The organism is Aminobacterium sp. MB27-C1 (assembly GCF_030908405.1).
Taxonomy (GTDB): Bacteria; Synergistota; Synergistia; order Synergistales; family Aminobacteriaceae; genus Aminobacterium.
On the sequence record NZ_CP133089.1, the window covers coordinates 1186188 to 1201631 of the forward strand.

Below are 15444 nucleotides of genomic sequence, written 5' to 3' on the forward strand. Positions count from 1 at the left end.
GATGTCGCTTCAGCATGTAGCTATTATTATGGATGGCAATGGCAGATGGGCTCAAAAACGTCATCTTCCGCGACTATTAGGTCATAGGGCAGGAGTAAAAGCTGTTGAAAAAACTGTGAGGGCTGCTGCTAATTTGGGCATTCCTTATATTTCTTTGTATGCTTTCTCTACAGAAAATTGGAGAAGGCCTCAAACAGAAGTAAAGGGGCTTATGTCTCTCTTCCGTTATTATATTCGCAAAAAGATTCTAGAACTTGTTCAAGAAAATGTTCGTCTGCGTTTTGCTGGCAGAATTCAGGATCTACCTCAAGATATACAAGAAATTATTCACGAAGCAGAAGAAAAGACTAAAGATTTTCAACGTCTTCAACTTATTGTTTGCCTAAACTATGGTGGAAGACAGGAACTAATAGATGCCGTTCAAGAAATAACACGAGAGGGCTACACAGGAGAAATAACAGAAGAAACTATACGGTCTCACCTTTATTTGCCCGATATACCAGATCCTGACCTCATTATACGAACGAGCGGTGAATGTCGTCTCAGCAATTTTTGGCTATGGCAGGGCTGTTATAGTGAACTTTATTTTTCTCCCCTATATTGGCCAGATTTCAACGAAGAAGCTCTGAAAGAAGCATTACTTTCCTATGAAAAGAGGGATCGCCGTTATGGTGGCATTAAACGATAAAGCTAAAGAACTTGTCTTACGTTCTTTAAGCGGAATTGTTCTAGCATCTATTCTTCTCTCATCTATTTTCGTAGGAGGACGTCTTTGGTTTCTAGTCGCTTCAACACTTGCCTTACTCTCGCTATGGGAGTTTTACCAACTCCTATCGAAGAAGTTTCGAGTATCTAAGGGGATAGGAATATTATCTGGAGCTCTCGTGCTCATTGCATCCACAGAACGTATTCGCCCCGTATCCGTACTAATTGTGCTAACTCTTTGCGCGTTTATTCTTCTTTTCATTGAAATATTACGCCGTCAATTCTCCCATTCAAGCTATGCTATTTGGAATCTGGGAGGAACTTTATCAGGTCTTGTCTACATTATCTTCCCTTGGAGTTATATGATCCTTTTACGATTTCACCCCTTAGGGAAGCTTTTGCTTTTCACCCTGTTTATATGCACATGGAGCTGCGATGTAGCAGCTTATCTTGTAGGAACACGTTGGGGAAAAAATAAATTTTGTGAAGCGGTAAGCCCTAAGAAAACCTGGGAAGGTTTTGTTGGAGGGGCAGGCGCTAGTATTCTCTTTTCTGTACTTATCGCCTACTACGCAGCAATGCCTCCTTTACCTTTTCTTTATATAGGAATTATCTGCGGTTTAGCTGGACAACTTGGTGATTTGGCAGAATCTTTAATAAAGAGAGAAGTCGAAGTCAAAGACAGTGGGCGGCTTATCCCTGGACATGGGGGAGTTCTTGACCGATTTGACAGTATTCTAATTAGTGGTACTTTGACATTTTTCCTGTTTGGAGTGATTCTCCTTTGACAAACAATCTTTCTCGACTAGCTATTATTGGAGCTACTGGAAGTGTTGGAAAATCTGTTCTTGACATATGCAGAACCTATCCTGAAAAATTTAAAGTTGCTTTTCTCGTAGCTCATCAAAATATTAAAAAAATGAGTTCGCTTATTAACGAATTCCATCCGGTTGGAGTCGCTTTAACAGATCATGAAGCTGCCCGTTCTTTGCGGGAACTCCATCCTGATCTGCCTATTTATGAGTCAGAAGAAGATCTTGAATATATTGTTACTCACCCAGATGTTGATCACGTCGTTTTTGCCTCATCTGGAACAGACGCCATTAGAAGTTTGCAAAAAGCACTCGATGCAGACAAAAATGTTTCTCTTGCCAATAAAGAAAGTATCGTTGTTGCCGCACCATGGGTTATGCCTCTCGTAAAACGGAGAGACCAGCTTCGTCCTCTTGATAGCGAGCATAATGCTATATGGCAATGTCTCATCGGAGAAAATGTGCGAAATGTCAAAGAGATATTTCTAACAGCCTCTGGAGGCCCATTCAGAACATATACACGAGAAAAGCTTTCGTATGTCACTCCTGAGATGGCTTTATCTCATCCCGTATGGAATATGGGCTATAAAGTCACTGTTGACAGCGCAACTCTTATGAATAAAGGCATAGAAATAATAGAAGCTATGTATCTTTTCAACCTGGACAACACGCAAGTTCATGCAATAATTTGTCCAGGCTCTATCGTGCATGGCATTGTACATTTTTCAGATGGAACTGTAAAAATGGTCGCATCAACACCTGATATGCGCATGGCTGCTGCAACAGCTCTTGCCTATCCAGAACGTCTGCCCACAATGCCACTTGTCGCACCCTTAGCATTTGACCCCCTTTCTATCAGTTTTTATTCTCCAGACGAAAGTCTTTTTCCAAGTCTTGCACTTGCCAAAGAAGTCGCCTGTAAGAAAGGTCCTTTCCCAGCTATTCTTGTGGGAGCTGATGAAATTGCCGTCGATGCTTTCATGAAAAAGAAAATAAATTTTACGCAAATTCCCGTAGTGATAGAGAAAGTTCTATCGAGTTATAATGGGAAAGCGCCTGAAACGCTTGAGGAGAGTCTGCAGATTCTCCAATGGGGGAAAGTAACCGCACAGTCAATAGTACGGACATTGGAGAAATAGAGTAAGGAGAGAATACTTCATGATTAGTTTGTTATCGTTCATTTTAGTCATAGGAATTTGTGTTGTTTCCCATGAATACGGACACTATAAAACAGCAAAAGCCTGCGGAGTACATGTTCATGAGTTTGCTTTCGGAATGGGTCCTGTTATATGGCAGAAGAAGGGTAAAGACGAAACCTTATGGTCAGTTCGAGCTTTTCCCATTGGCGGATTTGTTCGCCTTGCAGGAATGGATGAAGAACAGCCTGGCGAGAAAGTAGATGAGGGAAAAGGTTTTAACGACAAAAAACCATGGCAACGTTTTCTCATTCTTCTTAATGGACCGTTGGTTAATATTTTATTAGCTATGATCCTTACTGCTCTTTTCCTCTCCGGCCACGGCGTTCTTGATATGAGTGCTCCAGTCGTAGGAGAAATAATGCCCAACTTGCCCGCCCAAGAAATCGGGCTGGAATCTGGCGATATAATCAGGTCTATTAATGGAGTTACTGTTTCAGATTGGCCAGATATGGCAAAAACCATCAGGGATAGTTCAAAAGAAGGTCCGCTAACTCTTGAGATAGAAAGAAAGGGCGAAGTTTTTCAAAAAAGAGTAGAGATATCTTTTGACCCTAAATATGGCGCTCCGCTTCTTGGAATACGTCCACCTATTGTTCGATACGGCTTTTTCTCTGCTTTGAGAAATGCCTTCTCTTATACTATCAATATGAGCATAGAAATGATTCGAGGTATAGTCAGATGGGCTTTGCATACTCAGGATGTAGAAGTCTCTGGCCCCATAGGAATAGCAACTATGGCAGGACAAGCAGCAAGACAAGGAATATGGGCCTTTCTATCATTCCTGGCTCTTATTAACCTTAACCTTGGTCTCATAAACTTGTTTCCGTTCCCGGCACTTGATGGAGGACGCCTTGTTTTTATCCTTGGCGAAATGATAACGAGAAAGCGTCTTCCTGAACGGATAGAAAATTATATTCATTTTGCGGGTTTTGTACTTCTCATTACATTGATTCTTTTCATAACATGGAAAGATATTAGTCGAATCTTTAGTTTGTAATATAGAGGGATAGCAATGACAGAAAGAAATGTAACTATAAAGAAACTTGTGATTGGCCATAAAGCACCTATACGGATAGAAAGTATGCTTAAAGAACCTCTATCAAGTTATGATCGTGTTCTAGAACAATGTCAAGCCTTGCAAAAGGCAGGTTGCGAGCTCGTAAGGGTGGCCTTTCCACACAAAGATTTGAAGACCGAACTTTCTCGCTTAAATAGTGATATTGATATACCACTTATGGCTGATATACACTTTGATCCCGATTTAGCTATTGAAGCAATGGATGCTGGGTGCCCAGCTATTCGTATTAATCCTGGAAATATGCCGCTTCACAAGTTGCAAAAACTTATTCATATAGCGTCTGAACGTTCTGTCGTTATACGAATAGGAGCCAATAGCGGCTCTATTAATGGAAGGCAACTTGCGCAATCTCATGGTGATAAAGCCTGTGCTCTTGTTTTAGCTGTAGAGGAACAACTTCAATTATTGCTAAAAGAAAACTTTAATCGTATTATTCTTTCTGCTAAATCGACAAGCGTAAAAGAAACGGTGAGAGCCAACAAAATATTAAGTGAACGATATCCAGATTTTCCTCTTCACATTGGAATTACTGAAGCTGGCCCTGGGCTCACCGGGCTTGTTCGCAGCGCTTCGGGAATTGCGCTTATGCTTGCTCAAGGGATTGGAGATACGCTCAGAGTCAGTCTTACCTCTGATCCAGTCAAGGAAGTTGAAGCGGGATACGAAATTCTACGTTCTCTTGAACTCAGGGAACATGGATTTCATCTTATCTCCTGTCCTACATGTGGCCGGCGACGAATAGATGTGGCGTCAATAGTAGAACGTATAAAACCGTATTTGAAAGATGTACCCGATGGACTAACTGTAGCTGTTATGGGCTGCGAAGTTAATGGCCCACGAGAAGCTAAGAATGCAGATATCGGTTTTGCAGGCTCCCCTGCAGGCATGGTGGTTTTTACGAAAGGCCATATTATAGGAGAATGTTCTATCGATGAAATCCCAGAAAAAATAGCCTTACTTGTCGATATGCTTCGAAAAGAAAGAAACTCAAATAATAAGGAATAAAGAGAGGAGAGACAGGCATGCCTATAAGTCTCAAGGGAAGACATTTTTTGACATTGAAAGATTTTACAGAACAAGAAATTTACTACCTTCTCGACTTGGCGGCTCAGTTGAAAGCCAAAAAAAGAGCCGGACTTCGAGGGAATTTGCTTCAAGGGAAAAACATTGCCTTGTTATTTGAAAAAGCCTCAACTCGTACTCGCTGTGCTTTTACAGTGGCATGTATTGACGAGGGGGGTCATGCTGAATATCTCGGGAAAAATGATATTCATTTTGGAGGGAAGGAAGATGTAAAGGACACAGCTAGAGTCCTCGGAAGAATGTTTGATGGCATTGAATTTCGTGGATTCAAGCAGGCAACAGTAGACGAACTGGCCGCCTACGCCGGTGTACCCGTATGGAACGGTCTTACTGATACATACCATCCAACCCAAATTTTAGCGGACTTCTTGACTCTCCAAGAAAATTTTGGAGCCCATTTAGAGGGAATTCGACTTGTTTATGCTGGAGATGGGCGCAACAACATGGCTAACTCATTGATGATAGGCTCGGCAAAACTGGGTCTCCATTTTGTAATTGCAGCCCCTTCATCTCTATTTCCTGACAAAGGATTATACGAAGAATGTCTCGCTATGGCAGACAAAACAGGAGGAACAATTACTCTTGAGGAAGATCCTATAAAAGCAGTAAAAGGCGCTCATGCCATTTATACTGATGTTTGGGCATCAATGGGTGAGGAAGCCCAGATGCAAGAGAGAGAAGCCCTTTTACGCCCATATCAAGTCAACTTCAAACTTATGAAAGCAACCGGAAATGATAAGACGATTTTCCTACACTGCCTTCCTGCGTATAAAGGGAAAGAGGTTACGGAAGATCTTTTTGAATCACGGGCTTCAAAGGTATTTGATGAGGCAGAAAACCGTCTTCATACAATCAAAGCCGTAATGGTGGCCACAATAGGAAATCTCTAGTAAAAATATACTTGCCTCATAAACCTTGAGGGGGTATTATAGACTGAAATAAATAGCAGGGGGGATAACTTTTGACACAATCGAAACGAACCTTTCGATGTGCTTCCTGTGGAGAAATTTTTGAACAGGAAGGAAATGGATCCTCCATAAAATGTCCTAAATGCCGAAGTAAAATTCTGATTCTCCTTGAAGGAGAGTCTCTAGGTAAAAAAGGATGCGGAGGTTCTTGCGGTTCCTGCTCATCGGGTTGAGGAGTTTAATGTTAAGGGCGGCAGTTTGCCGCCCTTTTATATTTTATATTGTAGTTGTAACAACTGGATCTGCTGTGTTGATTCCTTTAATAGATGAAACAGCTTTTACGAGCTTACGTATTTTTTCAGCAGACCCTCTTAAAACAATAGCTTCAAGGCAATGGTCATGGTCAAGATGTACATGACTTGTACAAACAATCACATCGCCAAAATCATGTTGAACTTGAGTCAGTTCTGCAGAAGTGTCATGGGAATGGTGATCATAAAGAATCGTCAGTGTTCCAAAAACAGATCCCGATCCTTCTTCCCAACGATTTCTGGAAATAGACTGTCTGATAAGCTGTCGTATTGCACCTGAGCGGTTAGGTATTCCTGATCTCTTTATCCAGTGATCAAATTCCTCTAGCAAGGATTCCGGTACTGCAACTCCGAATCGAACGAGTTTTTCCAACGCAAGACAGCCTCCTCTCTCTAATAGTTACTTCATTATAAATGATTTTAATACATTCCCCCGTTTATTTAATTGGATGTTATTCTAAACCTAACAAATTTTGCAGTTGAAACATGATTTCGTGATAGAATTGATAATCTCGGCGAAATTTCAGCTATATGCTAGAATAAGTGAGACAAAACGGAGAAGGAAGGAAAGGGAATCTATCATGCAAATATACGTTCGCTCTCCGAAAAAAATAGTAGCGACTATAGAAAAATGGTTAGCAGATAAGGTTTCATCAGCAGGTGCCCACGGATGTGTGGTCGGGTTAAGCGGCGGTATTGATTCTGCCCTTGTAGCCGTATTACTGCGAAGAACCTTTGGAAGCAATATGCTGGGAGTGATGATGCCCTGCCATAGTTTGCCTGAGGATCAACAAGATGCGGAAAAACTTATAGATGTTTTTTCTATTCCTTCTACCTTAGTAGATCTTTCCGCAACGTACGATTCTCTCGTTAAGGGGCTGGAAGAATCTTCTGTGCCTCTTCGACACATCGCACTGGCAAACATAAAACCCAGGTTACGAATGACAACACTCTATGCTATTGCACAATCCAAAGGATATCTTGTATGCGGAACAAGCAATAAGGCTGAAATTATTGCCGGTTATTTCACCAAACATGGTGATTCCGGAGCAGACATCTGGCCCTTAGGTGATCTTTTAAAAGAAGAAGTACGCGAGACATCTGCCTATTTAAGGGTACCAGAAGACATCATCCAAAAGCCGCCATCGGCAGGCCTTTGGAAAGGACAAACTGATGAGAATGAAATGGGACTTACATATGACGATATTGATAAATATATAGCGACAGGAAACGTCAAGGAAAGTGTTAGGCAACGAATTGAAGAGAGATATCGTCAATCTGTGCATAAACGGGAATTACCACCTGTCTGCATAATACCGAAAGATTAATGGAACGATTTTTATAGAAGAGGTGATTGTTCGTGTCAGGACATTCAAAGTGGGCGAACATAAAGCATAGAAAGGCAGCCCAAGATGCAAAGAGAGGAAATCTATTTCAGAAACTAGTACGAGCGATTATTGTTGCAGCCAAAGAAGGTGGCGGCGATCCAGGAATGAACGTTCGTCTTAAAACAGCAATAGATAGAGCTAAAGCTGCAAGTGTTCCCAATGAGAATATCACTAGAGCAATAAAGAGAGGAACTGGAGAAATTGAAGGAGCCATGTACGAGGAAATTACATATGAAGGTTATGGCTCTAACGGTGTAGCACTTATGATAGAAGCACTCACTGACAATAGAAACAGAACAGCAGCAGATATGCGAGCTATACTTACCCGTGGTGGTGGTGCCCTTGGTGAATCCGGCTGTGTTGCCTGGATGTTTGAACGAAAAGGTGTCATTGAAGTAAAGGGTGAGAATATAGACGAAGAAACAATCATGCTTGCCTGTCTTGATGCAGGAGCAGAAGACTTTGAAGCAACAGATGAGGGATACACTATATTTACAACTCCTTCAGCCTTAACTGACGTCCAGAAAGCATTGGAAGATGCCGGATACGCTGTCGAACGCGCAGAGGCTGAAATGATCCCCAATAACACAGTTGCTATAGAAACAATAGAGCAGGCACAAAAAATCTTGAGATTGCTTGAGACTCTTGAAGATCATGATGATATCCAGAATGTCTATGCCAACTTTGATATTCCGGACGAAATTATGGCCCAAGTTGAATAAAAAGCAAATTATAACTTGTATTGGAATAGATCCAGGGTTAGGCCGTTTAGGATTTGCCCTTGTCCGGAAGGATGGACATTGTTTTTCTGCAGAAGATTATGGATGCATTGAAACTCCACCCAAAACAGACGTGCCTTTGCGGCTTGAGATGATTTACAACAAACTTGGGGAGCGGATTCAAAACTGCTCCCCAGATTTTATGTCAGTAGAGAAACTTTTCTTCGGACGTAATATAACAACTGCTGAATACGTTTGGCAAGCTCGGGGCATTATTCTTTTACTGGCTTCTCAATATAAATTACCTGTGTATGAACCTAAACCTTCACAAATAAAAGTAGCTGTTTGCGGCTCTGGATCTGCCGACAAAAAACAAGTTCAAAAGATGGTGCAACGGCTATTAAATTTAAAAGAGATTCCACAACCAGATGATGCAGCTGATGCCATTGCTATAGCTTTAACAGGTATCGCACTTCATTCTTTTAGTAGAAAAACGAAAGCAGGTGGTTTTTCTTGCTAAGAAGTGTTGAGGGAAAAATTCTTCAGATAACACAAGAGAACGTTATACTTGATGTAAATGGCTTTGGTTTAGATATTCTCTGTTCAGGAAGTGCGCTTCGGCTATGCGAAGAGTGTGAAAGTGTACGATTGACAACATATTTACAAGTATCAGAAAGCGGAATAACTCTTTTTGGCTTCTCAAGCGAGCTGGAACGAGACGTCTTTTTAAAATTAATAACTGTAAAAGGAGTTGGGGGTAGAGTAGGGTTGGCTATACTTCGCACATTATCTCCATCTCAGGTTGTTCGTTCGATCGTCGCTTCTGATATTGATACTTTTCTTCAGGTTCCAGGAGTAGGGAAAAAGACTGCCGAACGCTTGTGTTTCGAGTTGAAACGCCACTTATCAGAAGAGATGATTGCAGAATTTGCAGAGGAAGAAGAGATTATACCTACAATGCTCGCTAAGAATACGGTTGCAGCTGCTCTTCGTTCTCTGGGATTTACTCAAAACGAAGTTTACACTGTTATGAATCGTCTTAAAAGAGAGATGGGCGCTGAGTTTGAAACAGCAAAGGAAGAAGTACTGCTTAAACAAGCTCTTCGTGAACTAAAAAGAAACTGAGGTGAAAAACGTGTCGGAAGAAAAGGCTAGCTTTTTCGACCTTCAGAATAAAACCTTCGAAGAAGAAATAACACTCCGCCCTTCAACATTGCAAGATTTTGTTGGGCAACAACAACTTAAAGATAAACTTTCAATATTTGTACAAGCTGCTCGTCAAAGAAAAGAAGCGCTTGATCATATTCTTTTTTACGGCCCTCCCGGTCTTGGTAAGACAACTCTTGCCGGGATTATTGCTCATGAAATGGGTGGTCAGCTTCGTGTAACCACTGGTCCTGCGCTAGAAAAAGCAGGAGATCTTGCTGCTATTTTGTCAAATCTCGAACCTTACGACGTTCTTTTTATTGATGAAATTCACCGCTTACCTGCAAATGTCGAAGAGATTCTTTATCCGAGTATGGAAGATTTTAGTCTGCATATTATTGTGGGAAAAGGCCCGCTTGCCAACAATATCTGTCTCAGCCTTCCTCCCTTTACCCTTGTTGGGGCAACGACGCGCCTTGGCCTCTTGACATCCCCTCTTCGTGCACGATTCGGAATAGTAGAACAGCTCAAGCTTTATGAGGAAAAAGAGATTTCAGATATAGTCCAAAGGGGCGCCCATGTTCTTGGAGTCAAAATAGAAGAAGAGGCTGCATACGAAATAGCACGTCGTTCTCGAGGTACACCACGTGTGGCTATACGTTTACTTAAAAGGGTTCGGGATGTTGCTGAAGTTCGTCAATCATCCTCAATAACCTCATCGATTGCATCGATTGCTCTTAACATGCTTGGGCTCGACTCTTTGGGGCTAGATGATGGTGACCGCAGAATTTTACATGTGATTGTAGAACTTTTTGATGGAGGACCAGTAGGACTTTCAACGATTGCGGCAGCATTAAACGAAGAAGGACAAACCATAGAAGACATATACGAACCATATCTTATTCAAAAAGGTCTCATAGAAAGAACACCTCGAGGTAGAAAGGCAACTAAAAATGGATATTTATATCTTGGAAAGAACCCTCCAGAGGATATTACTAAGCAATTAGAATTCTACCAAGAGGAGGAATCAGACTCATGCAAGGAATAGGAAAAGGTCTTATTTTCACGGGGATAATTCTCATTATTGCGGGAAGCCTCTTCCTTGTTTTTTCAAAGTTAAATATCCCCTTTGGGAAATTGCCTGGAGACATTACGTATACGCGAAAAAATGTTACAGTTTTTGCACCTATCACCACAATGATTATTGTGAGTATCGTGTTAACTGTAGTTTTGAACATTATTGGACGTTGGATGAAATAATAAATTCAAAAAAAGAAATCGAGAGAAGGAGGAACGTACGTTCTTATGAAAAAAATCTGTAGATCTCTCATCCTTGCTGCTATATTCGTTCTTTCTTTTGCAATCGGCGACTCTTTCATTGCAGAAGCTGCGGCACAAACTGTTCGAATAGGAGTTGGTATTGGAGTATCACAAGCCACTATTTCTTCTTCTTCAGCCTTAATCCTTAAAGATGGTCAGGGGAAGAGATTCAAAGCTAATAAGGCTATTTCTTTGCGATATGCAGGGAAGAATAGAATCTCGATAGGAAAACATACTCTCAAATTACCATTAGAAATAACCTCAAAAGGCCTTTTAAACTTTAAGAAGGTCCAATACAGGGGGGCTATTCGCGCTGTTGACAACGGGAATTCTGTCAACATTATTAACGTTGTCAATATAGAGGACTATGTGCGTGGGGTTTTAAAAATGGAAACGAACCCTGCATGGCATTTGGAAGCGCTGAAAGCTCAGGCAGTTATTTCCCGAACGTATGCTCTCAAGAATTTGGGCAAGTATGGAAAGAAGGGGTTCGATCTTACGGCCACGCCAGATTGCCAGGTTTATCGAGGTGTTAATGCAGAAACTTCGCGAACAGATAGAGCTGTTAAAGAGACAGCTGGTGTCGTTGTCGCATACGGTTCCCAGCTTGCTCTTACTCCCTTCCATTCAGATAGTGGAGGAGCGACAGCCAATGTTTCTGAAGTATGGAGTAGTTCCATACCATACTTATGCGGAGTAAAAGAAGCTATTCCGTATACATCTCCCTATTCGTCATGGAATCTTACGCTCTCCGCTCAACAAGTGCGGGCAGCCCTTAGTAAATTAGGAATAAATGTTGGAAACGTTCTTAATGTAGGAGTGGGCTCAAGAGATGCCTTTGGACGCCCTGTAACGCTTTTAGTTCAAGGGAGCCAGGGAACACGGGAAATAAAAACTCATCAATTCAGGATGGCTGTTGGTCCTTCTGTGTTGCGAAGCACATTCTTTACGATCAATGGCGAAACTAGACCTGTTGTTCAACAACCACAACGCAATAATCTGGGAGATGCGAATGCTCCACTATCTTCAGAAGAAGAGCAAACATTGATTACACTTACTCAACAAGGAGCTTTTTCAGCCGATGAAATGATCGATATGCTGATGCATCCTGAAAAGAAAAAAACATATCTCTTTAAAGCTCTCAAAAAAGCTATCCCTCAAAAGAACACGTCAACAGTCACAAACCGTCCTATGCAGAGGAAAGCTAACAAATCATCTGCTGGAGTTTTTGTCTTTTCAGGGAAGGGATGGGGACACGGTGTGGGGCTGTCTCAATGGGGAGCCAAAAACCTTGCTGATCAAGGATGGAAATATGCTAAAATACTGCAGCATTATTATCCAGGTACAACTCTAACTCGAAAATAAGAAGGCGATGACGTTTTATGGCTCCGAATCTTTATGATATAGAATCTTATGCATACGATCTTCCTGAAGAACGTATAGCTCAAAATCCTGTTTCACCAAGGAATCATTCAAAACTTTTAGTGCTCGATAAAGAGACAGGAAAAATGACACACTCACACTTTTATGAACTCAATAAGTTTTTAAAAGAAGGGGATGTCATTATTTTAAATGATACTCGCGTTATCCCAGCTCGGCTTCACGGAATAAAAGAAAAGGGAAGTGCGCATGTAGAAATATTATTGCTCAAACCGCTTGATAAGAACTGGAAGCGTTGGGAAGCGTTGCTTCGGCCAGGCAGAAGATTAAAACCAGGTAGCACGGTGTTTGTTAATGATACTACAGTTGTCAGCATACAAGACATATTAAGAGATGGCATCAGAATAGTTGAATTTCCAGCTAATTGCGATGTACTTTCTTTATTGGAACATGTTGGAGAAGTTCCCTTTCCTCCATATATAAAAGAAACAAACGCTACTGCTTCCGATTATCAGACGGTATTTGCCAAACGCAACGGATCGTGTGCTGCTCCTACTGCCAGCTTGCATTTTACAGAAGAACAGCTTCGTGAATTGTCCAAAGATTATGGCATATCTTTTGCTTGGGTTACACTTCATGTAGGACTCGGGACTTTTCGTCCAGTTCAGGTAGAAGATATACGCAAACATATTATTCACGAGGAATATTGCGAAATTCCTAAAGAAACAGCTGATTTTATTCGAAAAGCAAAAAGAGAAGGACGGCGAATTCTTGCCTCTGGAACAACAGTGGCAAGAACGTTAGAGAGTATGGCGACTCATGACGAAAGCGTCATTCATGAGGGGAAGAAAAATACATCTCTCTTTATCTACCCTGGCTATAACTTTTCGGTTATTGACGGGCTTATTACTAATTTTCACCTTCCTCGAAGTACGCTGCTTATGCTTGTAGCAGCGTTAGCAGGATATGACAACGTAATGGAAGCTTACAAAACAGCTGTTAAAATGAATTATAGATTCTTTTCTTTTGGGGACGCCATGCTGATTCAATAAAAGTTAAGGAGGGTGATGGTATTATGTGGAAATGGGCTTGTCTCGTTCCTCATCCACCTATTATTGTTCCAGAAGTAGGGCGCGGCAAAGAAAAAGAAGCTATACGAACTATTCAGGGAATGACTTCTCTAACACAACAGCTTGAGGAGAAAAAACCAGACGTTCTATTTATACTTTCTCCACATGCACCATACTCACGGGGCCTTTTGTTCGTAGAGTCTTCAGAGTACAAAGGAGACCTCTCACTTTTTGGGGTACCTGAAGTATCGTTGCATGCTAAAGGAAATCATGAAAAATTTGAGGCTATTTACAACTTTTTAAAAGAAATAGTACCTGTAGAAGTTATGAAAAAAGCAACGGGCTCATTAGATCATGCCTCTATCGTTCCTTTGTATTTCTTTCATAAACAATGGGGGAATCTACCCGATATTATTCTTGCTAATCCTATTGGATTAACATTGGAAGAGGCTAGCAAGATGGGAAAAGAACTTCGCCAATTTCAAGACACCCTTCAGTGGGGACTTATTGCAAGTGGCGATCTCTCTCATAGAGTAATACCTGGAGCACCTGCAGGATATTCCCCTTTAGGAGCCTTTTTCGATGAACAAGTCGTCAGAGCCTTAAAAACCTCTGACGCTCAACTTCTTTTAAATTTACCTGAAAGCACTATAGAAGAAGCAGGGGAGTGTGGACTTCGTTCTGTCTTGATTTATCTCGGTCTTGCTGAACCACATTCAAAAATGATTTCTTATGAAGCTCCATTTGGAGTAGGGTACGCTGTAGCTATTGCTACGCCTCAAAAAAAAGAGTATCCGTTGTTTGCGCGTAACGTTATTGAAGAATATATACAGAACGATAGACAACCAGCGCAACGAGAAATTGAATTATGGTCTCCTTTAGAAGCTTTACATAAAAAGGGAGCCTGTTTTGTCTCTTTGAAAACAAAGGACGGCCATCTTAGAGGCTGTATCGGAACAATTCTACCTGTACATCAGACACTTAGTGAAGAGTTAGTTGCAAATGCTATAGCTGCTGCGACGGAAGACCCCCGTTTTCTCCCTGTGCAACCAGATGAACTAAAAAATATAGTTGTCTCTGTCGACATTCTTTCAGAGCCTGAGGAAGTACATTCGATAGACGAACTTGACGTAAAAATCTACGGAATTATAGTCTCTAATGGAGTAAGAAAAGGTGTGTTGCTTCCCGATCTTGATGGTGTGGATACTGTAGAGCGGCAGATTCACATAGCTTTACAAAAAGCCGGAATATCTTCTCATGGTAATATCACTATATACCGTTTTACTGTTGACCGTTATCTTGAGAGAGGAGAATAATTATGGCTTATAGAGCATCATGGTGGCACCGTAACAACTCTTCTGTTACGTGCGATCTTTGCTTTCATCACTGTACTCTCGAAGAAGGGCAAAAAGGCATTTGCGGGGTACGAATGCATCAGAAAGATGCAGGCCTTGTCTCTTTGAATTACGGCCTTGTATCATCTATAGCCATAGATCCAGTAGAAAAGAAGCCTCTTTATCATTGGAATCCTGGAACATCAATCCTTTCTCTAGGGAGCATAGGTTGCAATATGTATTGTCCCTTTTGTCAGAATTGGCAAATATCCACATGTTCCAAATCTATACCCCTAACCTATATCTCTCCTTCTGAAATAGTAGATATTGCCAGAAGAAAGCATCTACAAGCTGTTTCCTTTACATATAATGAACCTTTTGTCTGGTACGAATATATTCTCGACAGTGCGCACGCATTGAAAAAAGAAGGATTTTCAGTAGTTCTTGTTTCAAATGGAATGGTTAGCGAAGAGCCATTAAACGAGCTACTTCCTTACATAGATGCAGCCAATATTGACGTAAAAGCTTTTGACGCTCCGACATATTCTTTACTCGGTGGTGATTTGACTACTGTTAAAAATACTGTTGAATCTATGGTTAAAGCCCATGTGCATGTAGAGCTTACAAGCCTTATTGTTCCTGGCATTCATAAGGATGTTCAGTGGCTAGACCCTCTCTCAGAGTGGGCTTCATCTCTATCTCCCAATATAGTTTTGCATATCTCAAGATATTTTCCCTGCTACAAATGGCATGAAGCTCCGACACCTCTTGATCTTTTAGAAGAGGCTCAGGAACGGGCCAAGAAACATTTGTCCTTTGTCTATCTTGGCAATGTTCAATCTTCAGCTATAACTTTTTGTCCCCTTTGTGGATCGATGATCATGGAACGTCGAGGATACAACACCCTTCTTTTCGGTCTTGATAAAAAAGGTAACTGTGCCCATTGCGGAAATCATATAGTCACTCTTACAGAATAAAAGGAGAGTTCAAA

Annotated in this window: 17 protein-coding genes; 16 read left to right on the top strand and 1 reads right to left on the bottom strand. The window is 41.3% G+C overall.

Annotation, left to right across the window (positions count from 1 at the left end; translation table 11 throughout):
- Nucleotide 1 precedes the first annotated feature (1 nt).
- From RBH88_RS05690 to argF, 6 genes are read left to right on the top strand one after another with little or no spacing between them, the layout of a single operon-like run.
- Nucleotides 2-688, top strand: coding sequence for an isoprenyl transferase (locus RBH88_RS05690; RefSeq protein ID WP_213699198.1), 687 nt, complete (start codon nt 2-4; stop codon nt 686-688).
- Nucleotides 669-1493: a phosphatidate cytidylyltransferase gene (locus RBH88_RS05695; RefSeq protein WP_213691524.1), complete on the top strand. Its 825-nt coding sequence runs from the start codon at nt 669-671 to the stop codon at nt 1491-1493. Before RBH88_RS05690 ends, RBH88_RS05695 begins: the two co-directional genes overlap by 20 nt.
- Entirely contained in the window at nt 1490-2656 is a 1167-nt protein-coding gene (gene dxr / locus RBH88_RS05700) for a 1-deoxy-D-xylulose-5-phosphate reductoisomerase (RefSeq protein ID WP_213691523.1), read from the top strand. The genes RBH88_RS05695 and dxr overlap by 4 nt, the downstream gene beginning before the upstream one ends.
- 19 nt (nt 2657-2675) lie before the next feature.
- The gene (gene rseP, locus RBH88_RS05705) at nt 2676-3713 is read left to right on the top strand and encodes an RIP metalloprotease RseP (RefSeq protein WP_213691522.1); all 1038 of its coding nucleotides are present in this window, start codon (nt 2676-2678) and stop codon (nt 3711-3713) included.
- A 15-nt stretch (nt 3714-3728) separates the two neighbouring features.
- Nucleotides 3729-4799, top strand: coding sequence for a (E)-4-hydroxy-3-methylbut-2-enyl-diphosphate synthase (gene ispG / locus RBH88_RS05710; protein WP_213691521.1), 1071 nt, complete (start codon nt 3729-3731; stop codon nt 4797-4799).
- A gap of 17 nt (nt 4800-4816) precedes the next feature.
- Nucleotides 4817-5767 carry an ornithine carbamoyltransferase gene (gene argF / locus RBH88_RS05715; protein WP_213691520.1) on the top strand — a complete coding sequence of 317 codons (951 nt, stop codon included), beginning with the start codon at nt 4817-4819 and terminating at the stop codon, nt 5765-5767.
- Nucleotides 5768-6061: 294 nt separating this feature from the next.
- Here argF and nikR read toward each other — a convergent pair whose 3' ends face one another.
- The gene (gene nikR, locus RBH88_RS05720) at nt 6062-6469 is read right to left on the bottom strand and encodes a nickel-responsive transcriptional regulator NikR (RefSeq protein ID WP_213691519.1); all 408 of its coding nucleotides are present in this window, start codon (nt 6467-6469) and stop codon (nt 6062-6064) included.
- Between the two features lie 208 nt (nt 6470-6677).
- On the opposite strand from nikR, the gene nadE reads away from it, so the two are divergent.
- The 10 genes from nadE to amrS are packed head-to-tail and all read left to right on the top strand — an operon-like array spanning nt 6678 to nt 15430.
- Nucleotides 6678-7424 (top strand): NAD(+) synthase, encoded by a 747-nt coding sequence (gene nadE, locus RBH88_RS05725; RefSeq protein ID WP_213691518.1) that lies wholly within the window; start codon nt 6678-6680, stop codon nt 7422-7424.
- A 32-nt stretch (nt 7425-7456) separates the two neighbouring features.
- Nucleotides 7457-8206 (top strand): YebC/PmpR family DNA-binding transcriptional regulator, encoded by a 750-nt coding sequence (locus RBH88_RS05730; protein WP_213691517.1) that lies wholly within the window; start codon nt 7457-7459, stop codon nt 8204-8206.
- Complete coding sequence (gene ruvC, locus RBH88_RS05735; protein WP_307880061.1) at nt 8199-8723, top strand: crossover junction endodeoxyribonuclease RuvC; 525 nt, start codon at nt 8199-8201, stop codon at nt 8721-8723. The genes RBH88_RS05730 and ruvC overlap by 8 nt, the downstream gene beginning before the upstream one ends.
- Nucleotides 8717-9328: a Holliday junction branch migration protein RuvA gene (gene ruvA, locus RBH88_RS05740; RefSeq protein WP_213699197.1), complete on the top strand. Its 612-nt coding sequence runs from the start codon at nt 8717-8719 to the stop codon at nt 9326-9328. The genes ruvC and ruvA overlap by 7 nt, the downstream gene beginning before the upstream one ends.
- A gap of 10 nt (nt 9329-9338) precedes the next feature.
- Nucleotides 9339-10397, top strand: a complete 1059-nt coding sequence (gene ruvB, locus RBH88_RS05745) for a Holliday junction branch migration DNA helicase RuvB (RefSeq protein WP_213691515.1) — start codon at nt 9339-9341, stop codon at nt 10395-10397.
- Complete coding sequence (locus tag RBH88_RS05750) at nt 10385-10609, top strand: DUF2905 domain-containing protein (protein WP_213691514.1); 225 nt, start codon at nt 10385-10387, stop codon at nt 10607-10609. Before ruvB ends, RBH88_RS05750 begins: the two co-directional genes overlap by 13 nt.
- A 45-nt stretch (nt 10610-10654) precedes the next feature.
- Nucleotides 10655-12034 carry a SpoIID/LytB domain-containing protein gene (locus tag RBH88_RS05755; RefSeq protein ID WP_307880062.1) on the top strand — a complete coding sequence of 460 codons (1380 nt, stop codon included), beginning with the start codon at nt 10655-10657 and terminating at the stop codon, nt 12032-12034.
- A 17-nt stretch (nt 12035-12051) separates the two neighbouring features.
- Entirely contained in the window at nt 12052-13101 is a 1050-nt protein-coding gene (gene queA / locus RBH88_RS05760) for a tRNA preQ1(34) S-adenosylmethionine ribosyltransferase-isomerase QueA (protein WP_213691512.1), read from the top strand.
- Nucleotides 13102-13124: 23 nt separating this feature from the next.
- Nucleotides 13125-14435: an AmmeMemoRadiSam system protein A gene (gene amrA / locus RBH88_RS05765; protein WP_213691511.1), complete on the top strand. Its 1311-nt coding sequence runs from the start codon at nt 13125-13127 to the stop codon at nt 14433-14435.
- A 2-nt stretch (nt 14436-14437) separates the two neighbouring features.
- The gene (amrS, locus tag RBH88_RS05770; protein WP_213691510.1) at nt 14438-15430 is read left to right on the top strand and encodes an AmmeMemoRadiSam system radical SAM enzyme; all 993 of its coding nucleotides are present in this window, start codon (nt 14438-14440) and stop codon (nt 15428-15430) included.
- The last annotated feature ends 14 nt before the right edge of the window (nt 15431-15444 follow it).